The sequence below is a fragment of the Massilia sp. TWP1-3-3 genome (assembly GCF_049897805.1).
Classification (GTDB): Bacteria; Pseudomonadota; Gammaproteobacteria; order Burkholderiales; family Burkholderiaceae_D; genus Telluria_A.
Genome location: NZ_JAFCWX010000022.1, coordinates 38,993 through 56,730 on the forward strand (window position 1 = coordinate 38,993; position 17,738 = coordinate 56,730).

Annotated in this window: 15 protein-coding genes; 2 read left to right on the plus strand and 13 right to left on the minus strand. The window is 64.0% G+C overall.

The window, feature by feature from the left end; all coding sequences use genetic code 11:
* Positions 1 to 185 precede the first annotated feature (185 nt).
* Positions 186 to 1,121 carry an exopolyphosphatase gene (locus tag ACP7D4_RS19515; RefSeq protein ID WP_426100835.1) on the plus strand — a complete coding sequence of 312 codons (936 nt, stop codon included), beginning with the start codon at positions 186 to 188 and terminating at the stop codon, positions 1,119 to 1,121.
* 63 nt (positions 1,122 to 1,184) lie between these two features.
* On the opposite strand, the gene ACP7D4_RS19520 is transcribed toward ACP7D4_RS19515, so the two are convergent.
* Both ACP7D4_RS19520 and ACP7D4_RS19525 read right to left on the minus strand, forming a co-directional pair.
* Positions 1,185 to 2,450: a nitronate monooxygenase gene (locus tag ACP7D4_RS19520; RefSeq protein WP_426210822.1), complete on the minus strand. Its 1,266-nt coding sequence runs from the start codon at positions 2,448 to 2,450 to the stop codon at positions 1,185 to 1,187.
* Between the two features lie 153 nt (positions 2,451 to 2,603).
* On the minus strand, positions 2,604 to 3,089 hold the full coding sequence (locus tag ACP7D4_RS19525; RefSeq protein WP_426100839.1) for a YajQ family cyclic di-GMP-binding protein: 486 nt from the start codon (positions 3,087 to 3,089) through the stop codon (positions 2,604 to 2,606).
* Between the two features lie 124 nt (positions 3,090 to 3,213).
* Here ACP7D4_RS19525 and murB point away from each other — a divergent pair, with 124 nt between their 5' ends.
* The gene (murB, locus tag ACP7D4_RS19530) at positions 3,214 to 4,242 is read left to right on the plus strand and encodes a UDP-N-acetylmuramate dehydrogenase (RefSeq protein WP_426100841.1); all 1,029 of its coding nucleotides are present in this window, start codon (positions 3,214 to 3,216) and stop codon (positions 4,240 to 4,242) included.
* Positions 4,243 to 4,355: 113 nt separating this feature from the next.
* Here murB and ACP7D4_RS19535 read toward each other — a convergent pair whose 3' ends face one another.
* The 11 genes from ACP7D4_RS19535 to argF form a co-directional block, all read right to left on the minus strand.
* Entirely contained in the window at positions 4,356 to 4,667 is a 312-nt protein-coding gene (locus ACP7D4_RS19535) for a pyrimidine/purine nucleoside phosphorylase (protein ID WP_426100843.1), read from the minus strand.
* Positions 4,668 to 4,688: 21 nt separating this feature from the next.
* The gene (locus ACP7D4_RS19540) at positions 4,689 to 5,702 is read right to left on the minus strand and encodes a diguanylate cyclase domain-containing protein (protein ID WP_426100845.1); all 1,014 of its coding nucleotides are present in this window, start codon (positions 5,700 to 5,702) and stop codon (positions 4,689 to 4,691) included.
* A 34-nt stretch (positions 5,703 to 5,736) separates the two neighbouring features.
* Positions 5,737 to 6,750, minus strand: coding sequence for a chemotaxis-specific protein-glutamate methyltransferase CheB (cheB, locus tag ACP7D4_RS19545; RefSeq protein WP_426100847.1), 1,014 nt, complete (start codon positions 6,748 to 6,750; stop codon positions 5,737 to 5,739).
* Positions 6,747 to 9,107 (minus strand): hybrid sensor histidine kinase/response regulator, encoded by a 2,361-nt coding sequence (locus ACP7D4_RS19550; protein WP_426210823.1) that lies wholly within the window; start codon positions 9,105 to 9,107, stop codon positions 6,747 to 6,749. The genes cheB and ACP7D4_RS19550 overlap by 4 nt, the downstream gene beginning before the upstream one ends.
* Entirely contained in the window at positions 9,104 to 9,814 is a 711-nt protein-coding gene (locus ACP7D4_RS19555) for a chemotaxis protein CheW (protein ID WP_426100851.1), read from the minus strand. The genes ACP7D4_RS19550 and ACP7D4_RS19555 overlap by 4 nt, the downstream gene beginning before the upstream one ends.
* Positions 9,811 to 11,109 (minus strand): CheR family methyltransferase, encoded by a 1,299-nt coding sequence (locus ACP7D4_RS19560; RefSeq protein WP_426210825.1) that lies wholly within the window; start codon positions 11,107 to 11,109, stop codon positions 9,811 to 9,813. The genes ACP7D4_RS19555 and ACP7D4_RS19560 overlap by 4 nt, the downstream gene beginning before the upstream one ends.
* On the minus strand, positions 11,106 to 11,558 hold the full coding sequence (locus ACP7D4_RS19565) for a chemotaxis protein CheW (RefSeq protein ID WP_426210826.1): 453 nt from the start codon (positions 11,556 to 11,558) through the stop codon (positions 11,106 to 11,108). The genes ACP7D4_RS19560 and ACP7D4_RS19565 overlap by 4 nt, the downstream gene beginning before the upstream one ends.
* Before the next feature lie 3 nt (positions 11,559 to 11,561).
* Positions 11,562 to 13,373, minus strand: coding sequence for a HAMP domain-containing methyl-accepting chemotaxis protein (locus ACP7D4_RS19570; protein WP_426100857.1), 1,812 nt, complete (start codon positions 13,371 to 13,373; stop codon positions 11,562 to 11,564).
* 90 nt (positions 13,374 to 13,463) lie between these two features.
* Entirely contained in the window at positions 13,464 to 15,284 is a 1,821-nt protein-coding gene (locus tag ACP7D4_RS19575) for a methyl-accepting chemotaxis protein (protein WP_426210828.1), read from the minus strand.
* Between the two features lie 241 nt (positions 15,285 to 15,525).
* Positions 15,526 to 16,758 carry an argininosuccinate synthase gene (locus tag ACP7D4_RS19580; RefSeq protein WP_426100861.1) on the minus strand — a complete coding sequence of 411 codons (1,233 nt, stop codon included), beginning with the start codon at positions 16,756 to 16,758 and terminating at the stop codon, positions 15,526 to 15,528.
* 27 nt (positions 16,759 to 16,785) lie between these two features.
* Complete coding sequence (gene argF, locus ACP7D4_RS19585; protein WP_426100863.1) at positions 16,786 to 17,712, minus strand: ornithine carbamoyltransferase; 927 nt, start codon at positions 17,710 to 17,712, stop codon at positions 16,786 to 16,788.
* Positions 17,713 to 17,738 lie beyond the last annotated feature (26 nt).

Below are 17,738 nucleotides of genomic sequence, written 5' to 3' on the forward strand. Positions count from 1 at the left end.
CGCACGACCATCCGTTTGCGACAGTCTGCAGGATTGGAGGCCTGGAATGCACGGGAAGCCCTGGGCGTGGCGACGAAAACATCGCTTTTCAGAAGTCAATACGACGCTGTACTATGGGGAACCGATTTCGACCAGCGGCGTTTCATGATCTTCAGATAATCCTTATATCCCCCTATGGTGCGCCTATGTCCCTAGACAAGAAAAAATGTCGCCTTGTAACGCGCAGTGATTTTGACGGCCTGGTGTGCGCCGTTTTGCTCAAGCACCTGGACTTGATCGATGAAATTCTGTTTGTCCATCCCAAGGACATGCAGGATGGGAAGATTGAAGTGAGCGACCGCGACATCACCACCAATCTGCCCTTTGTTCCCGGCGTCCACCTCGCGTTCGATCACCACTTGTCGGAAACCATCCGCAACGCGCCGAGCCACAACCACATCATCCACCCCGAAGCGCCCTCGGCGGCGCGGGTGGTGTACGCCTATTACGGCGGCTCGTCGGTGTTCCCCGCATCCTGGTTTGACATGATGGCCGCCGTCGACAAGGGCGACGCGGCCCGCTTCAACCAGAAGGAAGTGCTCGATCCGCAGGGCTGGGACTTGCTCAATTTTCTGATGGATGCGCGTACCGGGCTGGGGCGCTTCAAGGATTTCCGCATCTCGAACTACAACCTGATGATGGACTTGATCGACTATTGCAAGAACCACACGATCGACGAGATCATGGACTTGCCGGACGTGCGCGAGCGCATGGACCTGTACTTCGATCATAGCCAGAAATGCAAGGACCAGATCCGCCGCTGCGCCACGGTGCACAAGAACCTGGTGGTGCTCGACCTGCGCCAGGAGCCGGTCATTTTTGCCGGCAACCGCTTCATCATCTATGCCTTGTTCCCCGAAACGAATATTTCCATGCACGTGCTGTGGGGCTTGCGCAACCAGAACACCGTGTTCGCCACCGGAAAATCAATCTTGAACCGTACTTCGCGCACCAACATCGGCGCCCTGATGCTGGAATACGGCGGCGGCGGGCACGAGAATGCCGGCACCTGCCAGGTGTCGAATGATTTGGCCGATGACGTCCAGGCCGCCTTGATCGGCCGCATCGTCATCGAAGGCTAGCTTGACGGCAGGGCAAAAAAAAGCCGCGAGATTTTCGCGGCTTTTTTATCGCTCGTGCTTGGCTCAGGCGGCGACGGCGTCCTGCCGGTCGGGCAGGGCAATCTGGTTGTCAACGCTGAACTGGTAATCCTTGAACACGTGCTCGGCCGTCAGCATCTGGTAGCGCCCGTCGGCCAGCTTGTGCGTGGTGTTCTTCAAGCGATAGGTGTAGTGCCCGCAGGTCCAGCAATTGAAGTTGCGCATATGCGTGCACAGGCACGTCTTGTCCATGACGGTGATGGTCTTGGCACCCGGATGGGCCAGCACTTCGCGGTTGTACGAATTGATATACGAACAGTTGCCGGTAGCGTCGAGCAGGTAGCCGTAAGATTCGCAGCCCGGGCGGATGCCGGCGCCAATGGCTGGCGTGCTCTTGAGCATGCGCATCGGATAACCGGTGGGCGAGATGCCGTTGACGATGATGTCGTCTTCCGTCGCGCGCACGTATTCCTGCTTGACGTCGTCGGGCAGGCCGCATTCGTCGGTGATCGTAAAGCGGGTGGCCACCTGGACGCCGCCGGCGCCTTTTTCCAGAAAGCTGACCGCGTCCGAGCCGGTAAAGATGCCGCCCGCAGCAATCAGCGGAATGTCCAGCTTTTGCTCGCGCATGAACGCGTGGATCTCGTCCATGATGGTGTGCAGGTCGAACTCGGCCCAGTCCATGCCAAAGCCGAGGTGGCCGCCGGCCAATGGACCCTCGACGATGACGTAATCGGGCAAGCGGTCGAGGCGGGCAATCTTGCGCAAGAACAGTTGCAAAGCGCGCACTGAGGACACGATGATGCCCAGCAGGGCTTCGCGAAAACGGGGATGGTCGGCAATCAGGGCGAAGGAACCGAGGTGCAGGCCGGCCGACATGGTGATGCCATCGATACCGGCGTCCAGCGCCGCATTCAAGCGCGTGCGCAAGGTTTCCTTGGGCGCGTTCATGGTCAGCTTTTCCATGCAGTTCACGAAAATCAAACCATCGCCGCGCTTGGCGGCCATGGTCGCGCCCACGTGGCGACGCGTGGCATCGGCCAGGCGCTCCAGGTCGAACTGCACCACTGCCTTGTCCATGTTGTTGATATTGAACTTGTAGGTCTTGGTCTTGTCTTTGACATAGCTGGTGTCAAACTTACGGTCCGACACGTCTTCCACCATCGCGTCCGAAATGTGGCCGATGCCGCCCAGGCGCGCCGCCTCGAGCGCCAGCTCGGACGTCGAAATGTCGACCCCCATGCCGCCTATCATGATCGGTACATATTCCTTATTGCCCAGACGCAGGCGGAAATCATCAACACGTTTCATTGCTATCCTTAGACTACCGAGTTTCACCGGTCCACTGGCACAGCCGATCAAGGCCGGTTTGCGTAACCCCAATTCTACCTGAAGCGCATAAATGGCCCCAAAGCTACATACGTTGCTCGGCGCACGACGGATTCAGCGCCGCGCGCGTTATGCTCAGTCGCGGAAATTGTTAAATTCGAGCGGCATGTCTGGTACATCCTTGCGCAGCATGGCCATGGCCGCCTGCAAGTCGTCGCGCTTGGCGCCGGTGATGCGCACCGATTCGCCCTGGATGCTGGCCTGGACTTTCATCTTGCTTTCCTTGACGGCCTTGACGATTTTCTTTGCGTCATCCGATTCAATGCCATTCTTGATCTTGACGAGCTGCTTGACCTTGTCGCCGCCGATTTTCTCGATCTTGCCCACATCGAGAAAACGCACATCGACGCCGCGCTTGGCCAGCTTGGTGGTGAGCAGATCGCGCACCTGGTCGAGTTGAAAGTCCGAGTCGCCGAACAAGGTCAGTTCTGCTTCCTTGCGGTCGATCTTGGCCGAACTGCCCTTGAAATCGAAGCGGCCGATGATTTCCTTGCTCGCTTGCTCAACGGCGTTTTTTACCTCGATCATGTCTGCTTCGGAGACGACATCAAATGACGGCATGGTGGTTTCCTTTTACTTGCAAATGTAGAATGCCGATATTTTAACGGACAACGGGCACCTCGCCCCGGTTGCACGGCTTTTTTTCCCATATTTATCCTATAATCGGCTAAAACCACGGTAACTTATGCAACCCGACCTCTCCATCCTTCCCGATTTCCCGCTCCAGGCACTCAATACCTTCGGCATCGCCGCGCGCGCGCGGGCATTTTTGACCGTCACGGCAGTTGAGCAATTGCGCGCCGTGATGGCCGATCCCGTGCTTGCCGCGCTGCCGCGCCTGCTGCTTGGCGGCGGCAGCAACATCGTGCTGACCGGCGACGTCGACGCGCTGGTGCTGCATATGGCCATTATTGGCAAGGAGATTGTTGGCGTGCACGGCGGCCACACCCTGGTGCGCTGCGGGGCCGGCGAAAACTGGCACGGCTTTGTGCAATGGACACTGGCGCAAGGCTTGGGCGGGCTGGAAAACATGGCGCTCATTCCCGGCACCGTGGGCGCTTCGCCGATCCAGAACATCGGTGCTTACGGCACCGAGCTCAAAGACGTCTTCCATGCGCTGACCGTGTACGACCTGAACCAGGGCGTGCTGCGCGAAATGGATGCTGCAGCCTGCCGCTTCGGTTACCGCGACAGCGTCTTCAAGCACGCGCAAGGGGCCGGTCTCGTCATCGTCGACGTCACGTTCGCGCTGCCGACCGATTGGCAACCCAATTTGCGCTATGCCGAGCTGGCGCAGGCGGTGGCCGCTGCGGGCTTGGGCGCACCTGGCCCGCAAGCCATCAGCGACATCATCGTCGCGATCCGGCAACGCAAGTTGCCCGACCCTGCCGTTATCGGCAACGCCGGCAGCTTTTTCAAAAATCCCGTCGTCACGCGCGCCCAATGTGACGCGCTACTGGCGGCGCACCCGGCGCTGGTGCACCATGCGCAGCCGGACGGCAGCGAAAAACTGGCTGCCGGCTGGCTGATCGATCAATGCGGCTGGAAGGGCAGGACGCTGGGCGCGGCGGGCGTGTACCCGAAGCAGGCGCTGGTGCTGGTCAATAATGGCGGGGCGACGGGAGCCGACGTCGTGGCGCTGGCGCGCGCCATCCAGGCTGACGTCGCCGCCCGCTACGGCGTCACGCTCGAAACCGAGCCCGTCTTTATTTAATTTCTTCCACACCAGGGTCAGACCACTTTTGCTGAAAAAACAGGGTCAGACCACTTTAGCGTTTCGGCAAAAGTGGTCTGACCCCGGTTGAGGTTTTGAACCCGCTTGCGGTTTTAGCCGAAGTGGCAGACGTAGTCCACCATCTCCAGCGTTTCAATGTCAAAGGCGCTGTTGGCGGCGACGTCAAATTGCTGGCCGCTTTCGTACGTGACCCAGGTGTCGGCGCCAGCCAGGCGCACCCGGCATTTACCGCCGACAATTTCCATCGTCTCCGGCGCGCCGGTGTTGAAGGTCAGCGTCGACGGGAAAATCACGCCCACGGTTTTTTTGCTGCCGTCGGCCAGCACGGCCGTATGCGAGACGCATTTGCCGTCGAAGTAGACATTCGATTTTTTGCTCAATGTGACGTTTTGCAGCGTACTCATGGTTTCCTTGCAGGGTTGTGGTTATTCTGGAGCCTGGCTGACGCAATTGCGTCCGCCTTCCTTGGCGGCATACAGCGCCTTGTCGGCGCGCGCAATCAGTTGGTCCACGCTGGCGCCAGGCGAGGGCAGCATCGTGGCCACGCCGAACGAGGCGGTGACGATGCCCCCGGCCACGCCGCCGTGTTCGATGGCGAGTTGTGCAAGATGGGCGCGGCAGGCGCTGGCAATTTGGAGCGCGCCCGCAGAGGCCGTCTCCGGCAGCACGATGGCAAATTCTTCGCCGCCGTAGCGCGCCACCAGGTCGGCCGGGCGCTTCAAGTGTTCGGTCAGGACAGCGGCGGTCTTTTTCAGGCACAGGTCGCCCGCCGGGTGGCCATAGGCGTCGTTGTAGAGCTTGAAGCTGTCGACGTCGCACATGATCAAGGATAGTGGCCCCTGTTCGCGCATGCCGCGCTGCCACTCGGTCGTGATGGCGTCGTCGAACCGGCGCCGGTTGGCAATGCCGGTCAGGCCGTCGAGCGCGGCCAGCTTTTGCAGTTCGATGTTGGCGTCGGCCAGCCTGGCCTGGCTCTCGCGTAAAAAACGGAAGGCTTCGTCGCGCTGCAGCCGGCTGATATGCCCGGCCGCATGGTAGCGCACGCGCGCCAGCAGTTCGAGCCGGTCGGGCAGCTTGGTGACATAATCGTTGGCGCCCACGGCAAACCCGTGCGCCTTGAGCTTGGGGTCTTCGCGCGCCGAGAGCACGATCACCGGCACCGCCTTGAGCCGTTCGCTGGCGCGGTATTCCTGGATCAGGGCAAAACCATCCTTGCCCGGCATGATCAGGTCTTGCAAAATCACGTTCGGTGCGATCTTTTCGGCCTGCGCATGCGCGACGGCGGCATCGAGCACATAGTGAAATTCGATGTCGTCCTGGTCGCTTAGCATGCGGCGCACCGCTTCGACGATCATGGGCTGGTCGTCCACCAGCAGCACCTTGATTTTACCTTCGGTGTCCGGCAGTACAGAGGCTGGCTTACTGCTGGATTGGGTCATCGCGCATTCGGTTCTAGTAGAAAATTGGCAGCAATTATGCCATCTTTGAGCCGGCCCGGCCACGCAGCAGCTTGGCGATCTGGTCCAGCGACAGGATCTGCCGGGCGGCATCGAGGTCGGCTGCCGCGCGCGGCATGCCGTACACCGCGCTGCTGGCCTGGTCCTGGGCGATGGTGGCCTTGCCGGCTGCGCGCATCGACAGCAGGCCGTGCGCGCCGTCGCGCCCCATCCCGGTCAGCAGGATGGCGGTCGCGTCGCCTTCCCAGTGGCGCGCCACGCACTCGAAAAACACGTCCACCGACGGGCGGTACGGATAGTCGCGCGGCTCCTGCGCATAGTGCAGGCGGTGGCGCGCCGACAGCACCAAGTGGTCGTTGGTGCGCGCGATCTGCACGCAGCCCGGCGCCAGCGCGTCGCCATCTTCGACCACTTTGACGGGCATGCTTAACTGGTCGCCCAGCCACTTGGCAAAATGCCCGGCGAAGTTGGCGTCGATGTGCTGCACCACCACGATGCCGGTGCCGGGTGGAGCAATCCAGCCGGCCAGGATGTGCGAGACGGCCAGCGGACCGCCGGTCGAGGCGCCGATGGCAAGCAGGTGGCGTACCGTCTCGCCGCGATCGGGCGCGCCGCCACTGGCGCTCGCCTCGGGACGCGCCGCGCGCACCAGCTTGCCGATGGTCTTGATCTTGGCCAGCAGGGCGGCGTCGCCGCCGGTGCTGCCGGCCATGATCGGCGTGGCCGTCACGTCCAGCGCGCCGGCGCCGAGCGCGCGGAACACCTGGCTCACATTGTCCTGCGGCTGGCCGGTGACGATCAAAATCGCGCACGGCGAGGCGGCCATGATCTGACGCGTCGCCTCGACCCCGTCCAGGCCCGGCATGTTCAAGTCCATCAGCACCAGGTCGGGCCGGTTTTCGGCGCACAGGCGCACCGCGTCCAGGCCCGTGCGGGCGATCCACACCACCTGGTGCTCGCTGGTGGCGGCGATCACCCGCCGCAGCGCCTCGGCCGCCATGGCCACATCGTTGGCGATGGCTATCTTCATGTCGTGGCTTCTCCGATCAGTTCGAATACGGCGTCGAGCAGCGTCTCGTCGTGGAAACTGCCCTTGGTCAGATAGTAGTCGGCGCCGGCAGCCATGCCGCGCGCGCGGTCCTCAGCCCGGTCCTTGTAGGAGACGATCATCACCGGCGTCTGGTGCAGGTGCAGGTCCTTCTTGATCAGCGCCACCAGCTCGATGCCGTCCATGCGCGGCATGTCGACGTCGGTGATCACCAGATCGTAGTCGCCGCTGCGCACCACGTTCCAGCCGTCGATGCCGTCAATCGCAATGTCGACCTGGTAGCCGCGCGCGTGCAGCAGCTTGCGCTCCATTTCGCGCACCGTGAGCGAATCGTCCACCACCAGAATGCGCTTGATCTTGCGCGCGCCGTGGTTGTCGTCGTGCGCCATCTGGTGCAGCGCGCCTTCGCCGAGCAGCTTGTCGATCGACAGCAGCAGGTCCGGCACGTCCAGTATCAGCACCGGCGCCCCGTCGTCGAGCAGCGCGGCCGAACTGATGTCGCGCAGCTTGCCAAAGATCTGGTCGAGCGCCTGCACCGCCAGGCTTTGCTCGCCGACGATGGCGTCGACCACCAGCGCGTAGCGCTTCTGGCCGGAGCCGACCACCACCACCGCCAGTTCGGCTCCGGCAGCGGCCATCTGACCCAGTTCCAGCACTTGCGAGGCCGACACCAATCCCAGGTGCTCGCCGTCGTAGGCGAAAAACTGCTTGTTTTCCAGCCTGTGGATGGCGTCGTGCGCCACCATCATCACCCGCTCGACCTTGACGATCGGAATCGCATAGGCTTCGCCCTGGATCTCGATGACCAAAGCGCGCACCACCGACTGCGTCAACGGCAGCGTGATCGAGGTGCGCATGCCTCGCCCGCTGTCGGACTCCATGCGCACGGTGCCGTTCTGTTCGCGGATCGTTTGCAGCACGATGTCCAGGCCCACCCCGCGCCCGGAAATCGCGCTCGCCGTTTCCTTCAGGCTGAAGGCGGGCAGGAACAGAAACTCCATCAGCTCGGCGGGGGAGAGCAGGGCGGCCATCGCTTCGCTGGCCATTGCGCGCGCGACGACATGGCTGCGGATGCGCTCAAGGTCGACGCCGCGCCCGTCGTCGCCAATCTCGATCGACAGCATGCCGGCGCGGTGACGCGCCGTCAGCGTGATGGTGCCGATCGCGTTTTTTCCGGCAGCCAGGCGCTGGGCCGGCGTTTCCAGGCCATGGTCGACGGCGTTGCGCAGCATGTGATTGAGCGCGCCTTCGATCTTGGTAAGGATGTCGCGGTCCACCAGTGTTTCTTCGCCGCTGATGATCAGCTGCGCTTCCTTGTCCAACGAGCGCGCCAGGTCGCGCACCATGCGCCCAAACGCTTGCACGCCGTCGCGGAAAGGGCGCATGCGCAGCGTGAGCACCTCGTCCACCAGCTTGTTCGACACTGTCAGCAGGCGCCGCTCGTAGCTTTCGATGCCGGCCATGTGCTCGAGCAGGAATTGCTTGAGCGGGCGGGCCCTGTGCAGCGCCTGCATCGACTGGTCGATCAGCGCCGCGTTGCCGCTGGCGATGATCGTTTCATTGAGCTGCTCGAGCGCCTGGAACAACAGGCCCTGGTTGCGCTTGAAGCGCTGCAGCGACGTGACGAAAGGATGCATCTGGTGCGCGTTGATGCGCGATTCGCTCGCCAGCGCCAGCAGGCGGTCGAAATTCTGGGAAGGGCGCGCGCTTGCCGCGCTGCCGGACGCCGGCGCCGGTGTTGGTACCGCCGGCGCAGCGGCAGGGGGGGGCGGCGCGCCCGCTTGCGGCGCGGCGCCGTTCTCGCGCTCCTCCAGCGCCGCCATGGCCGCCATCGCCGCGGCCAGTTCGAGCGCATCGTCCTCCGGTTCGGGCTGCGGCACGGCCTGCGTGGTCCCAAACAGCCCCGGCAGCGCCAGCGCGCCGTGCACATGGCCGATGCCGCACATGGCTTTCATCAGCGCGTCGACGCGCTGCTTGTTCTGCCCCAGCCAGCCATCGATGGCCGGCTCCGGCAAGGTCGACATCTGCAAAATCAGGTCGACCCCGGCCAGCAGCACGTCGATGCGCGCGGGGGAGAGCGCGAGCAGCTTGTTCTGGGCCGCGATAAAGGCGTCTTCCATCGCATGCGCGAGCTGCACCACCACGTCCAGCCCGACGATCGAGGCGGCGCCCTTGATCGAGTGCGCCGCGCGCATCAGCGAATCCACCGTGGCGTCGGTGCCAGCGCCCCGTTCCATGACCAGCAGGCCGTCGGTCAGCTCCTGGGTCTGGCCGTGCGCCTCCATGCGGAACAGGTCCATCATCGAAAACTGGCTTAAATCCTTGTCGCCGTAGCTCATCGCAGCAGCCTTGCCATCTGGTGGCCCAGCAGCGGCGCGTCGAGCACGCCGATGTGCATGCCCGCAACGCTTAGCACCCCGGTCAGGTAGCGCACCAGGCCCTTGTTGATGGTGGCGGCCGGCGCGCCCAGCGTGCCCCCCGCGTAGCGCTCGATGCCGTGCAGGTCGGCCACGGGCAGCGCAAAGGACTGGCCTTCCCACTGCATCACGACCTGCCGCGCAAAGATGTGGCGCCCGCTTACTGCAAGAGCCTCCTCGTGGCCGATGCCCAGCAGCGTGGCCAGCGAGAGTTGCGGGTGCAGCTTGCCGCCCACATTGACCACGCCCAGCAGGCCGCCCGCGCTGCGGTGCGGCAGGCGGTGCGCCTTGGCCTCGGGGGCGACCGAATCGATGCTGGCCGCCGGCAGCGCCAGCCACTCGCGCCCCACCCGGAACACCAGCGCCGCGCTGTCGGCCGCCACCCGCGCCTGGCGCGGCTGGCGTAATTGCGCCGCCCATTGCTCGCGGTAGAGCGCGTCCACGGGGCGCTGCAAATTGCGCTGCGCGGCCTCGGCGTAGACCTGGCAGTTGCGGCAGTGGATGGCGCTGGCCAGCTTGGGGCAGCTCTGGTCGCCGGCCACGCCAATGCGGTTCCAGCAGTCGGCCAGCGGGGCGGGTTGGGTGTGAGCCGGATCGTCGTGGTGGTTCATGATGTCGCTCGGGCTCATGACTGCTTCCTGGTTGCGCCGTCGGCGCGCCGGCCGTAGATGCGCGCGGCGCGCTGCCTCAAGACGGCGGCCTGGCCGGCGTCCCCCTGTTGGTCGGCCAGCAAAGCCAGGTGGCACAGTGCTTCGTAGTGGTCGGGCTGAAGGTAGACGCAGCGGCGCCAGTAGTCTTGCGCCGCCGCCGCATGCTGCTCGCATTCTCTGACCAAGCCCAGGATGAAGTAGGCTTGCGCCGACCCGGGGTCGGCCGCCAGGGCAGCGTGGCACAGGCTGGCGGCGCCGCCAAGGTCGCCCTGGTCGGCCAGGCGCCTGGCCTGGTCGAGCAGCATGTGCGCGTCGGGCGCCCGAACCGCGGGCGTTGCCGCCGCAGGCAGGCCGGCGGGCAGCGCGGCCCGCGGCGCCCGTGGAGCGACGCGTTGCGTCGGCGCCGCGAGGCTCGTCCTGGCGGGCGTCTGCGCGCGCGCATCCTTTTGCAGCGCAAAGGCGCCGGGCAAGCGCAGCGCCGTAAAGCCATGGCTGCAAAATGCCGGCACCTCGGCGTAGCCTGCCATCAGCATGCCGTCGTCGGCCAGCAGCAGGCGCAGCTTGGCAATTGCGGTGGCGGTGGTGGCGTCGTCGAAGTAGATCAGCAGGTTGCGGCAAAAGACAATGTCGTAGCGCCCGGCGTTGCCGATGGCGTCCATGGCCAGCAGGTTGCCCTGGCTGAAATTGACCTGCTCGCGCAGCGTTTGGTGGATCTGATAGTGTTCACCGTCCTGGCTGAAGTGACGCTCGCGAAAGGCCAGTTCGGCGCCGCGAAAGGCGTTGCGCGTGTAGCGCCCGCGCCGCGCGCGCTCGAGCGCTGCTTCGGACAGGTCGACCGCATCGATCGACACCGACGCTTTGGGCACGGCCGCGTCGACCAGCGCCATCGCAATCGAATACGGCTCCTCGCCGCCGGCGCAGGGAATGGACAGGATGCGCACCGGGCGTACTGAAGCTGAACCCGAAGCCGAACCCGAACCCGGCGTTGCCGCCAGGCGCTCGCGCACCAAGGCGGCCACCGCGTAAAAGGCTTCGGCGTCGCGGAACATCCACGACTCGGGCACCACCACCAGTTCCAGCAGCGCCCGGATTTCGGCCGGGTCGATCGCGTCCAGGTAAGCCTGCACGCCTGCGTCGCTGGCCCCGCGCCGCGCCATGCGTTCGGCGACGGCGCGCTCGGCCACCGAGGCCGTCAGGTTCAGACCCGACGCGCGCCGGATCAGCTCGCGGGCATCCATGCGGGCATCCATGCGGGCGTCCCTGCGCGCGCTCATGCCAGCGCCTGCGGGAACAGCAGCGCACGCACCTCGGGCGCGAGCAATTGATCGACTTCGACCAGCTGCAGCAAGCCATGTGCGGTGCTGGCGACCTGGCCCAGGAAGGGTGCGCCGGCCACGCCGCTTTCGCGCAGATCGGCATCGTTGACCGTGGCAACGCCGATCACGTGCTCGGCCAACAGGCCCACGCGGGCCGTGGCGCCGCCAGGCAGCGGATAGTCGGCCAGCACGATGCGCGTGTCGAACCAGATCTGCTCGGGAATCACGCCGGCCAGGCGCGACAGGTCGATTACCGGCACCGGTTCGCCGTGCAGGTCGAGCAGGCCCGCCACGAACGGGGGCGCCAGCGCAATCGCCTTGAGCGCGGCCACCGGCAGCACGCGCGCAATGGCCGCCAGGCGCAATGCGTAGCGGTCGGCGCCAATCTGAAAAACCAGCACTTTCATGGCTTACCCATTGACCGAAAACGTGGCCACCGACGACTGCAGATCGCTCGCCGCGTACTGCAGCTGGTGGACCGCCTCGCTGGTGGCCTTGAGCGAATCGACACTCTGCTGGGTGGCGTCGTTCAGCTGCATCATGGTGTCCGAAATTTGCGAAGCGCCCAGCGCCTGCGCCTGCATGCCCTGCAAGACCAGGTCGAACTGCGGGGCCAGTTTTTGCACCTGCTCCATCACGCTTGATAGCTGTTCGCCCACCTGGCGCACTTCGCTCACGCTGCGCCGGATCTCTTCGGAAAATTTATCCATGCCCATCACGCTGGCCGACACCGCCGACTGCATCTCCTTGAGCATCTGCTCGATATCCCAGGTCGAGACCGAGGTCTGGTCCGCCAGGCGCCGGATTTCAGTGGCCACCACCGAAAAGCCGCGCCCCGCGTCGCCCGCTTTTTCAGCCTCGATGGCCGCGTTCAGCGACAAGATGTTGGTCTGGTCGGCCACCTTGGTGATCGTGGTCAGTACGCTGTTGATGTTGGACGCCTTTTCCGACAGCGCCGCCAGTTTGGCGTTGATGGCATCGGTGGCGGCCACCATCTGGCCCATGGTCTGGTCCATGCGCGCCAGGTTGGTCTGCGCCTGGGCGGTGGCACCCGTGGTGTAGTCGGCCACGGCGGTGGCGCCTTCCATGGTCTTCAACAGCTGCGCCGTGTTGGCCGAGATCTCCTTGGTGGTGGCCAGGATCTCGACGCTGGTCTGCGCTTGTTCAATGCCGGTGGCCTCCTGCTGCCTGGCCGAGGCGGCAATTTCGGTGGCGCTGGTGGTGACCTGGATGCCGGCCTTTTGCACGTTGTTGATCAGTTTGCGCAGATTGTCGACCATGGTCTGCAGGCCGTCGCCCATGCGCCCGATGGCGTCGCCGCCGTTGACCGTCACGCCGCCGGTCAGGTCGCCCATGGCCGCTTTCGACACCACCGTCAGCAGGGCGTCGACCTTGGTGCGCAGCGCGTTCGAGGTGGCCAGCTCCTTGGCCTGGTTATCGTGCATCGCCTGCGCCATGCGATTGAATTCCAGCGCCACCTTGCCCAGTTCGTCGCCTGAATGCACGGTGGCGCGCGCGATCGCGTCGCCGCCGGCGATGCGCCCGACCACGTCGGTCAGGTCGCTTAACGGCGTCATCAAGGCGCGCGTGAGCACCCAGGCGACCAGTGTCGCCAGCGCCACCGTGATCAAGCCGCCCACCGACAACAGCAGTTGCATGCGCTGCTGCAGTTCGCCTAAATTGCGCGTGCGCTGCGCAAGCAGGCGGTTCTGGTCGGCGTTGATCTGGTCGAGCAGAGCGAGCATTGTGCCAACCGTCTGGAAACCCTGCTGCAGTTCGCTCGCCTGCGCGATTTGCGCCGCCGCTGCGCTGCCGGCGCCCAGTGCGCGCCGGCGCGCGACCAGCGGGTCGATCACCTGCGCCAGCCAGCCATCGACCAGCGTGCCGAGCTGAACCATCTTGACTTTGACGCCGGCGTCGAGCATCAGGCTGTATGCCTTGTCAAAGTGGCTGCGCAGGATAGCGCGCTCATCTTTTTCGGGGGTGAGGAAGCGCTCGTTGCCGGTTAACAGGAAACCACGCGTTTCAGCCTGGATCTCCAACATCGCCGTCGACACCTTGTTCGCCTCGAGCATGATCTCGAGCGTGCGCCGGTCGAGCTGGCTGGCGTCCGACATGCGCGAAAAATTGTTGTACGAGACAGCGAGCAGCACCAGGATAATGGAGACGATTGCGCCGAAGCCGACGTACAGCCTGGTCCTGATTGTCAGGTTTTTAAACATGTTTTTCCCACTGCCTGGTTGATCGCTCACAATGTAACACTGACGGGCCCGCGCCTGCGGGACGTCGAAGCGATGCGTGCCGGCGGCCCATCACGCGGCGCTGTTCACTGAAAACGTGGCAACCGACGACTGCAGGTCGCTCGCCGCATACTGCAGCTGGTGCACCGCCTCGCTGGTGGCCTTGAGCGAGTCGACGCTCTGGTGGCTGGTGTCGGCCAGCTGCATCATGGTCTGGGCGATCTGCGCGGCGCCCTGCGCCTGCGACTGCATGCCCTGCAAGACCAGATCGAACTGGGGCGCGAGGCGCTGCACCTGGTCCATCACGCCGGAGAGCTGGGCGCCGACGCTGCGCACTTCCTCCACGCTGCGCCGGATCTCTTCGGAAAATTTATCCATGCCCATCACGCTGGCCGACACCGCCGACTGCATCTCCTTGAGCATCTGCTCGATATCCCAGGTGGAGACCGACGTTTGATCGGCCAGGCGCCGAATTTCAGTGGCCACGACCGAAAAGCCGCGCCCCGCGTCGCCCGCTTTTTCAGCCTCGATGGCCGCGTTCAGCGACAAGATGTTGGTCTGGTCGGCGACCTTGGTGATCGTGGTCAGCACGCTGTTGATGTTGGACGCCTTTTCCGACAGCGCCGCCAGTTTGGCGTTGATGGCATCGGTGGCGGCCACCATCTGGCCCATGGTCTGGTCCATACGCGCCAGGTTGGTCTGCGCCTGGGCGGTGGCACCCGTGGTGTAGTCGGCCACGGCGGTGGCGCCTTCCATGGTCTTCAACAGCTGCGCCGTGTTGGCCGAAATCTCCTTGGTGGTGGCCAGAATCTCGACGCTGGTCTGCGCTTGTTCAATGCCGGTGGCCTCCTGCTGCCTGGCCGAGGCGGCAATTTCGGTGGCGCTGGTGGTGACCTGGATGCCGGCCTTTTGCACGTTGCTCAGCAAGCGCCGCAGATTGTCGACCATGGTCTGCAGGCCCTGGCCCATGCGCCCGATGGCGTCCTCGCCGTGCACCTGCACGCTGCCGGTCAGGTCGCCCGAGGCGGCCAGCGAGACCACGCCGAGCAGCGCATCGACCTTGGCGCGCAGCGCGCCGGAAGCTGCCGTTTCGGCGGCCTGGCTGTCCTCGATGGCTTGCGCCATGGCGTTAAAGGCGAGCGTGACGCGCCCCAGTTCATCGGTGCCGAGCACTTGCGCGCGCGCGCCCTGGTTGCCGCGGGCGATCTCAGCGACGGCGTCCATCAGCTTGTCGACCGGTGCGAGCAGCGCGCGCGTGAGCACCCAGCCGATCAGCACCGCCAGCAGCGCGCACACCGCGCCGCCGCCCACCAGTAGCAGCGAGACGGTTCTTTGCAGCGACTGCGATTCGGCGCTGCGTATGGCCAGCAAGCGGTTTTCCTCGGCGCCGATATCGGCGATCAGGGCGCGAATGGCGCCTACCGTCTGGGCCCCTTTAAGCACATCGGCGGCCGTGGCCACCTGCTGGGATTCGCCCACCTTGGTATTGACTTCGCGCCGCTTGACGATTAGCGGTCGGATCACCTCCTGCATCCAGCCCTCGAGCATGGGTTTCAGGCGCGCCAGGCGCTCCTGCTGGGCCGGGTTGTCGGCCGTCAGGCTGAAGGCGCGCGCCAGGTGCTCATGGGCCAACAGGTCTTCGGGATCGACGGCGGCGGCCAGTTTTTCGCTGCCGGTCAACATGAAGCCGCGCGTCGAATTTTGCACCTGGACCACGGACGTGGCGAGCTGATTGGTTTCCAGCAGCACTTCCAGCGTATGCCGGTCCCACGCGTTGGCCGCCGCCAGGCGCGCAAAAACACCGTACGCCAGCGCCAACAGCACCAGCATGATGAAGACGATGGTGCCAAAGCCGAGCGCCAGTTTGTTAGCGATCCTGATGTTCTTGAACATGCACTTCTCCAGATACATAATTTCCTGTAGAAATGTAACATGGAATATGCATAAAAATGGGGTCAGTTCCCCCATTACGACACGAACTGGTCCTTAGAGGCCCGATACAGCTGAGGCCGTGTCGCAATGGGGGAACTGACCCCGGGGTGGATGGCGAAAAAAAGCCGCCCGGAGGCGGCTTGCGAGCTTGTTCGCTGGTGCGTGCTGTTGCGTGCTATTGCGTGCTATTGCGTGCTGTTGCTTACTGCCCGCGCTTTTCGCGGGCCACGGCGGCAATGCGCATGCGCAGCGCGTTGAGCTTGATGAAGCCGCCCGCGTCGGCCTGGTTGTAGGCGCCGCCGTCTTCATCGAAGGTAGCAATGTTCATGTCGAACAGCGAATCGGTCTTCGAGTCGCGCGCAACGACGATCACATTGCCCTTGTACAGCTTGATGCGCACCCAGCCGTTGACCGACAGCTGGGTATGGTCGATCAGCGTTTGCAGCGCCACGCGCTCGGGCGACCACCAGTAGCCGTTGTAGATCATCGATGCGTAACGCGGCATCAAGTCGTCCTTCAGGTGCGCCACTTCGCGGTCGAGCGTGATCGATTCGATCGCGCGGTGACCCTTGAGCATGATGGTGCCGCCCGGCGTTTCGTAGCAGCCGCGCGACTTCATGCCCACGTAACGGTTTTCCACCAGGTCCAGCCGTCCGATGCCGTGCTTGCCGCCCACGCGGTTCAATTCCGTCAGCACCGTGGCCGGCGTCATGCGTACGCCGTTGATGGCCACGATGTCGCCCTTTTCGTATTCCAGGTCGATGTACTCGGCCGCGTCGGGCGCGTTTTCCGGGCTGACCGTCCAGCGCCACATCGATTCCTCGGCTTCGGCGCTCGGGTTTTCCAGGTGCCGCCCTTCGAACGAGATGTGCAGCAGGTTGGCGTCCATCGAATAGGGCGCGCCGCCGTTCTTGTGCTTCATGTCGATCTCGATGCCGGCGTCTTGCGCGTACTGCAGCAGTTTTTCGCGCGACAGCAAGTCCCACTCGCGCCACGGGGCGATGATCTTGACGTCCGGTTTCAGGGCATACGCGCCCAGTTCGAAGCGGACCTGGTCATTGCCCTTGCCGGTGGCGCCGTGCGAGATGGCGTCAGCGCCCGTCTCGCGCGTGATTTCAATCAGGCGCTTGGCGATCAGGGGGCGCGCGATCGAGGTGCCGAGCAGGTATTCGCCTTCGTAGACGGTATTGGCGCGAAACATCGGGAACACGAAGTCGCGCGTGAATTCTTCGCGCACGTCGTCAATGTAGATGTTTTCCGGCTTGATGCCGAACTTGATCGCCTTGGCGCGCGCCGGTTCCAGTTCTTCGCCCTGGCCCAGGTCGGCGGTGAAGGTGACGATCTCGCACTGGTAGTTATCCTGCAGCCATTTCAGGATGACCGAGGTGTCAAGGCCGCCCGAATAGGCAAGGACTACTTTTTTAATGTCGCTCATGGTGTTTCCAGTTTGATGTAGGGGTGATTATTGATTGGCGACGCGCCCGAGCAGCAGGTATTCGATCAGCGCCTTTTGCACGTGCAGCCGGTTCTCGGCCTCGTCCCAGACCACGGACTGCGCGCCGTCGATGACGTCGGCGGCGACTTCCTCGCCGCGGTGGGCCGGCAGGCAATGCATGAACAGGGCGTCGGGCGCGGCGCGCGCCATTTTCTGGGCGTCGACGATGAAGCCGGCGAACGCTTTGAGGCGCGCCGCATTTTCCTCTTCGTAGCCCATGCTGGTCCAGACGTCGGTGTTGACCAGGTGCGCGCCGGCGCAGGCGTCGGACGGATTGTCGAAAAAGGTGTAGCGGCTGGTAGCCACCAGGGACTCGTCGATGTCGTAGCCTTTTGGGGTCGACACGTTCAGGTGGAAGCCGAATACTTCGGCCGCCTGCAGCCACGAGTAAAGCATGTTGTTGGCGTCGCCGATCCAGGCCACGACTTTGCCGGCGATCGAGCCGCGGTGTTCGACGAAAGTGAAAATGTCGGCCAGTACCTGGCACGGGTGGTGTTCGTTGGTCAGCCCGTTAATTACCGGCACGCGCGAATTGGCCGCGAAACGCTCGATGATGTCCTGGCCGAAGGTGCGGATCATGATGATGTCGCACATGCGGCTGATGACCTGGCCCGCGTCCTCGACCGGTTCGCCGCGCCCCAGCTGGCTGTCGCGCGTGTTCAGGTAGATGGCGGCGCCGCCCAGTTGGTGCATGCCGGCTTCGAACGAGAGACGGGTGCGGGTTGAATTTTTCTCGAACACCATCACCAGGGTGCGGTCCACCAGCGGGTGGTACACCTCGTAGGCCTTGAATTTGCGCTTGATGACCGCCGCGCGCGCGATGACGTAGTTGAACTCGTCGAGCGTGAAGTCGGAAAACTGCAGGAAGTGCTTGATTGGTGTATTTGGGGGCATGGGGACGGCCGGTTGCGAGTGTTGTC

What these genes read in the sequence shown, in the direction of transcription:
- ACP7D4_RS19540 (WP_426100845.1), bottom strand. Translation starts at nt 5,702, where the DNA reads ATGACCCAATCCAGCAGTAAGCCAGCCTCTGTACTGCCGGACACCGAA.
- ACP7D4_RS19565 (WP_426210826.1), bottom strand. Translation starts at nt 11,558, where the DNA reads ATGAAAGTGCTGGTTTTTCAGATTGGCGCCGACCGCTACGCATTGCGC.
- ACP7D4_RS19560 (WP_426210825.1), bottom strand. Translation starts at nt 11,109, where the DNA reads ATGAGCGCGCGCAGGGACGCCCGCATGGATGCCCGCATGGATGCCCGC.
- ACP7D4_RS19535 (WP_426100843.1), bottom strand. Translation starts at nt 4,667, where the DNA reads ATGAGTACGCTGCAAAACGTCACATTGAGCAAAAAATCGAATGTCTAC.
- ACP7D4_RS19525 (WP_426100839.1), bottom strand. Translation starts at nt 3,089, where the DNA reads ATGCCGTCATTTGATGTCGTCTCCGAAGCAGACATGATCGAGGTAAAA.
- argF (WP_426100863.1), bottom strand. Translation starts at nt 17,712, where the DNA reads ATGCCCCCAAATACACCAATCAAGCACTTCCTGCAGTTTTCCGACTTC.
- ACP7D4_RS19550 (WP_426210823.1), bottom strand. Translation starts at nt 9,107, where the DNA reads ATGAGCTACGGCGACAAGGATTTAAGCCAGTTTTCGATGATGGACCTG.
- ACP7D4_RS19520 (WP_426210822.1), bottom strand. Translation starts at nt 2,450, where the DNA reads ATGAAACGTGTTGATGATTTCCGCCTGCGTCTGGGCAATAAGGAATAT.
- murB (WP_426100841.1), top strand. Translation starts at nt 3,214, where the DNA reads ATGCAACCCGACCTCTCCATCCTTCCCGATTTCCCGCTCCAGGCACTC.
- ACP7D4_RS19515 (WP_426100835.1), top strand. Translation starts at nt 186, where the DNA reads ATGTCCCTAGACAAGAAAAAATGTCGCCTTGTAACGCGCAGTGATTTT.
- ACP7D4_RS19575 (WP_426210828.1), bottom strand. Translation starts at nt 15,284, where the DNA reads ATGTTCAAGAACATCAGGATCGCTAACAAACTGGCGCTCGGCTTTGGC.
- ACP7D4_RS19555 (WP_426100851.1), bottom strand. Translation starts at nt 9,814, where the DNA reads ATGAGCCCGAGCGACATCATGAACCACCACGACGATCCGGCTCACACC.
- ACP7D4_RS19580 (WP_426100861.1), bottom strand. Translation starts at nt 16,758, where the DNA reads ATGAGCGACATTAAAAAAGTAGTCCTTGCCTATTCGGGCGGCCTTGAC.
- cheB (WP_426100847.1), bottom strand. Translation starts at nt 6,750, where the DNA reads ATGAAGATAGCCATCGCCAACGATGTGGCCATGGCGGCCGAGGCGCTG.
- ACP7D4_RS19570 (WP_426100857.1), bottom strand. Translation starts at nt 13,373, where the DNA reads ATGTTTAAAAACCTGACAATCAGGACCAGGCTGTACGTCGGCTTCGGC.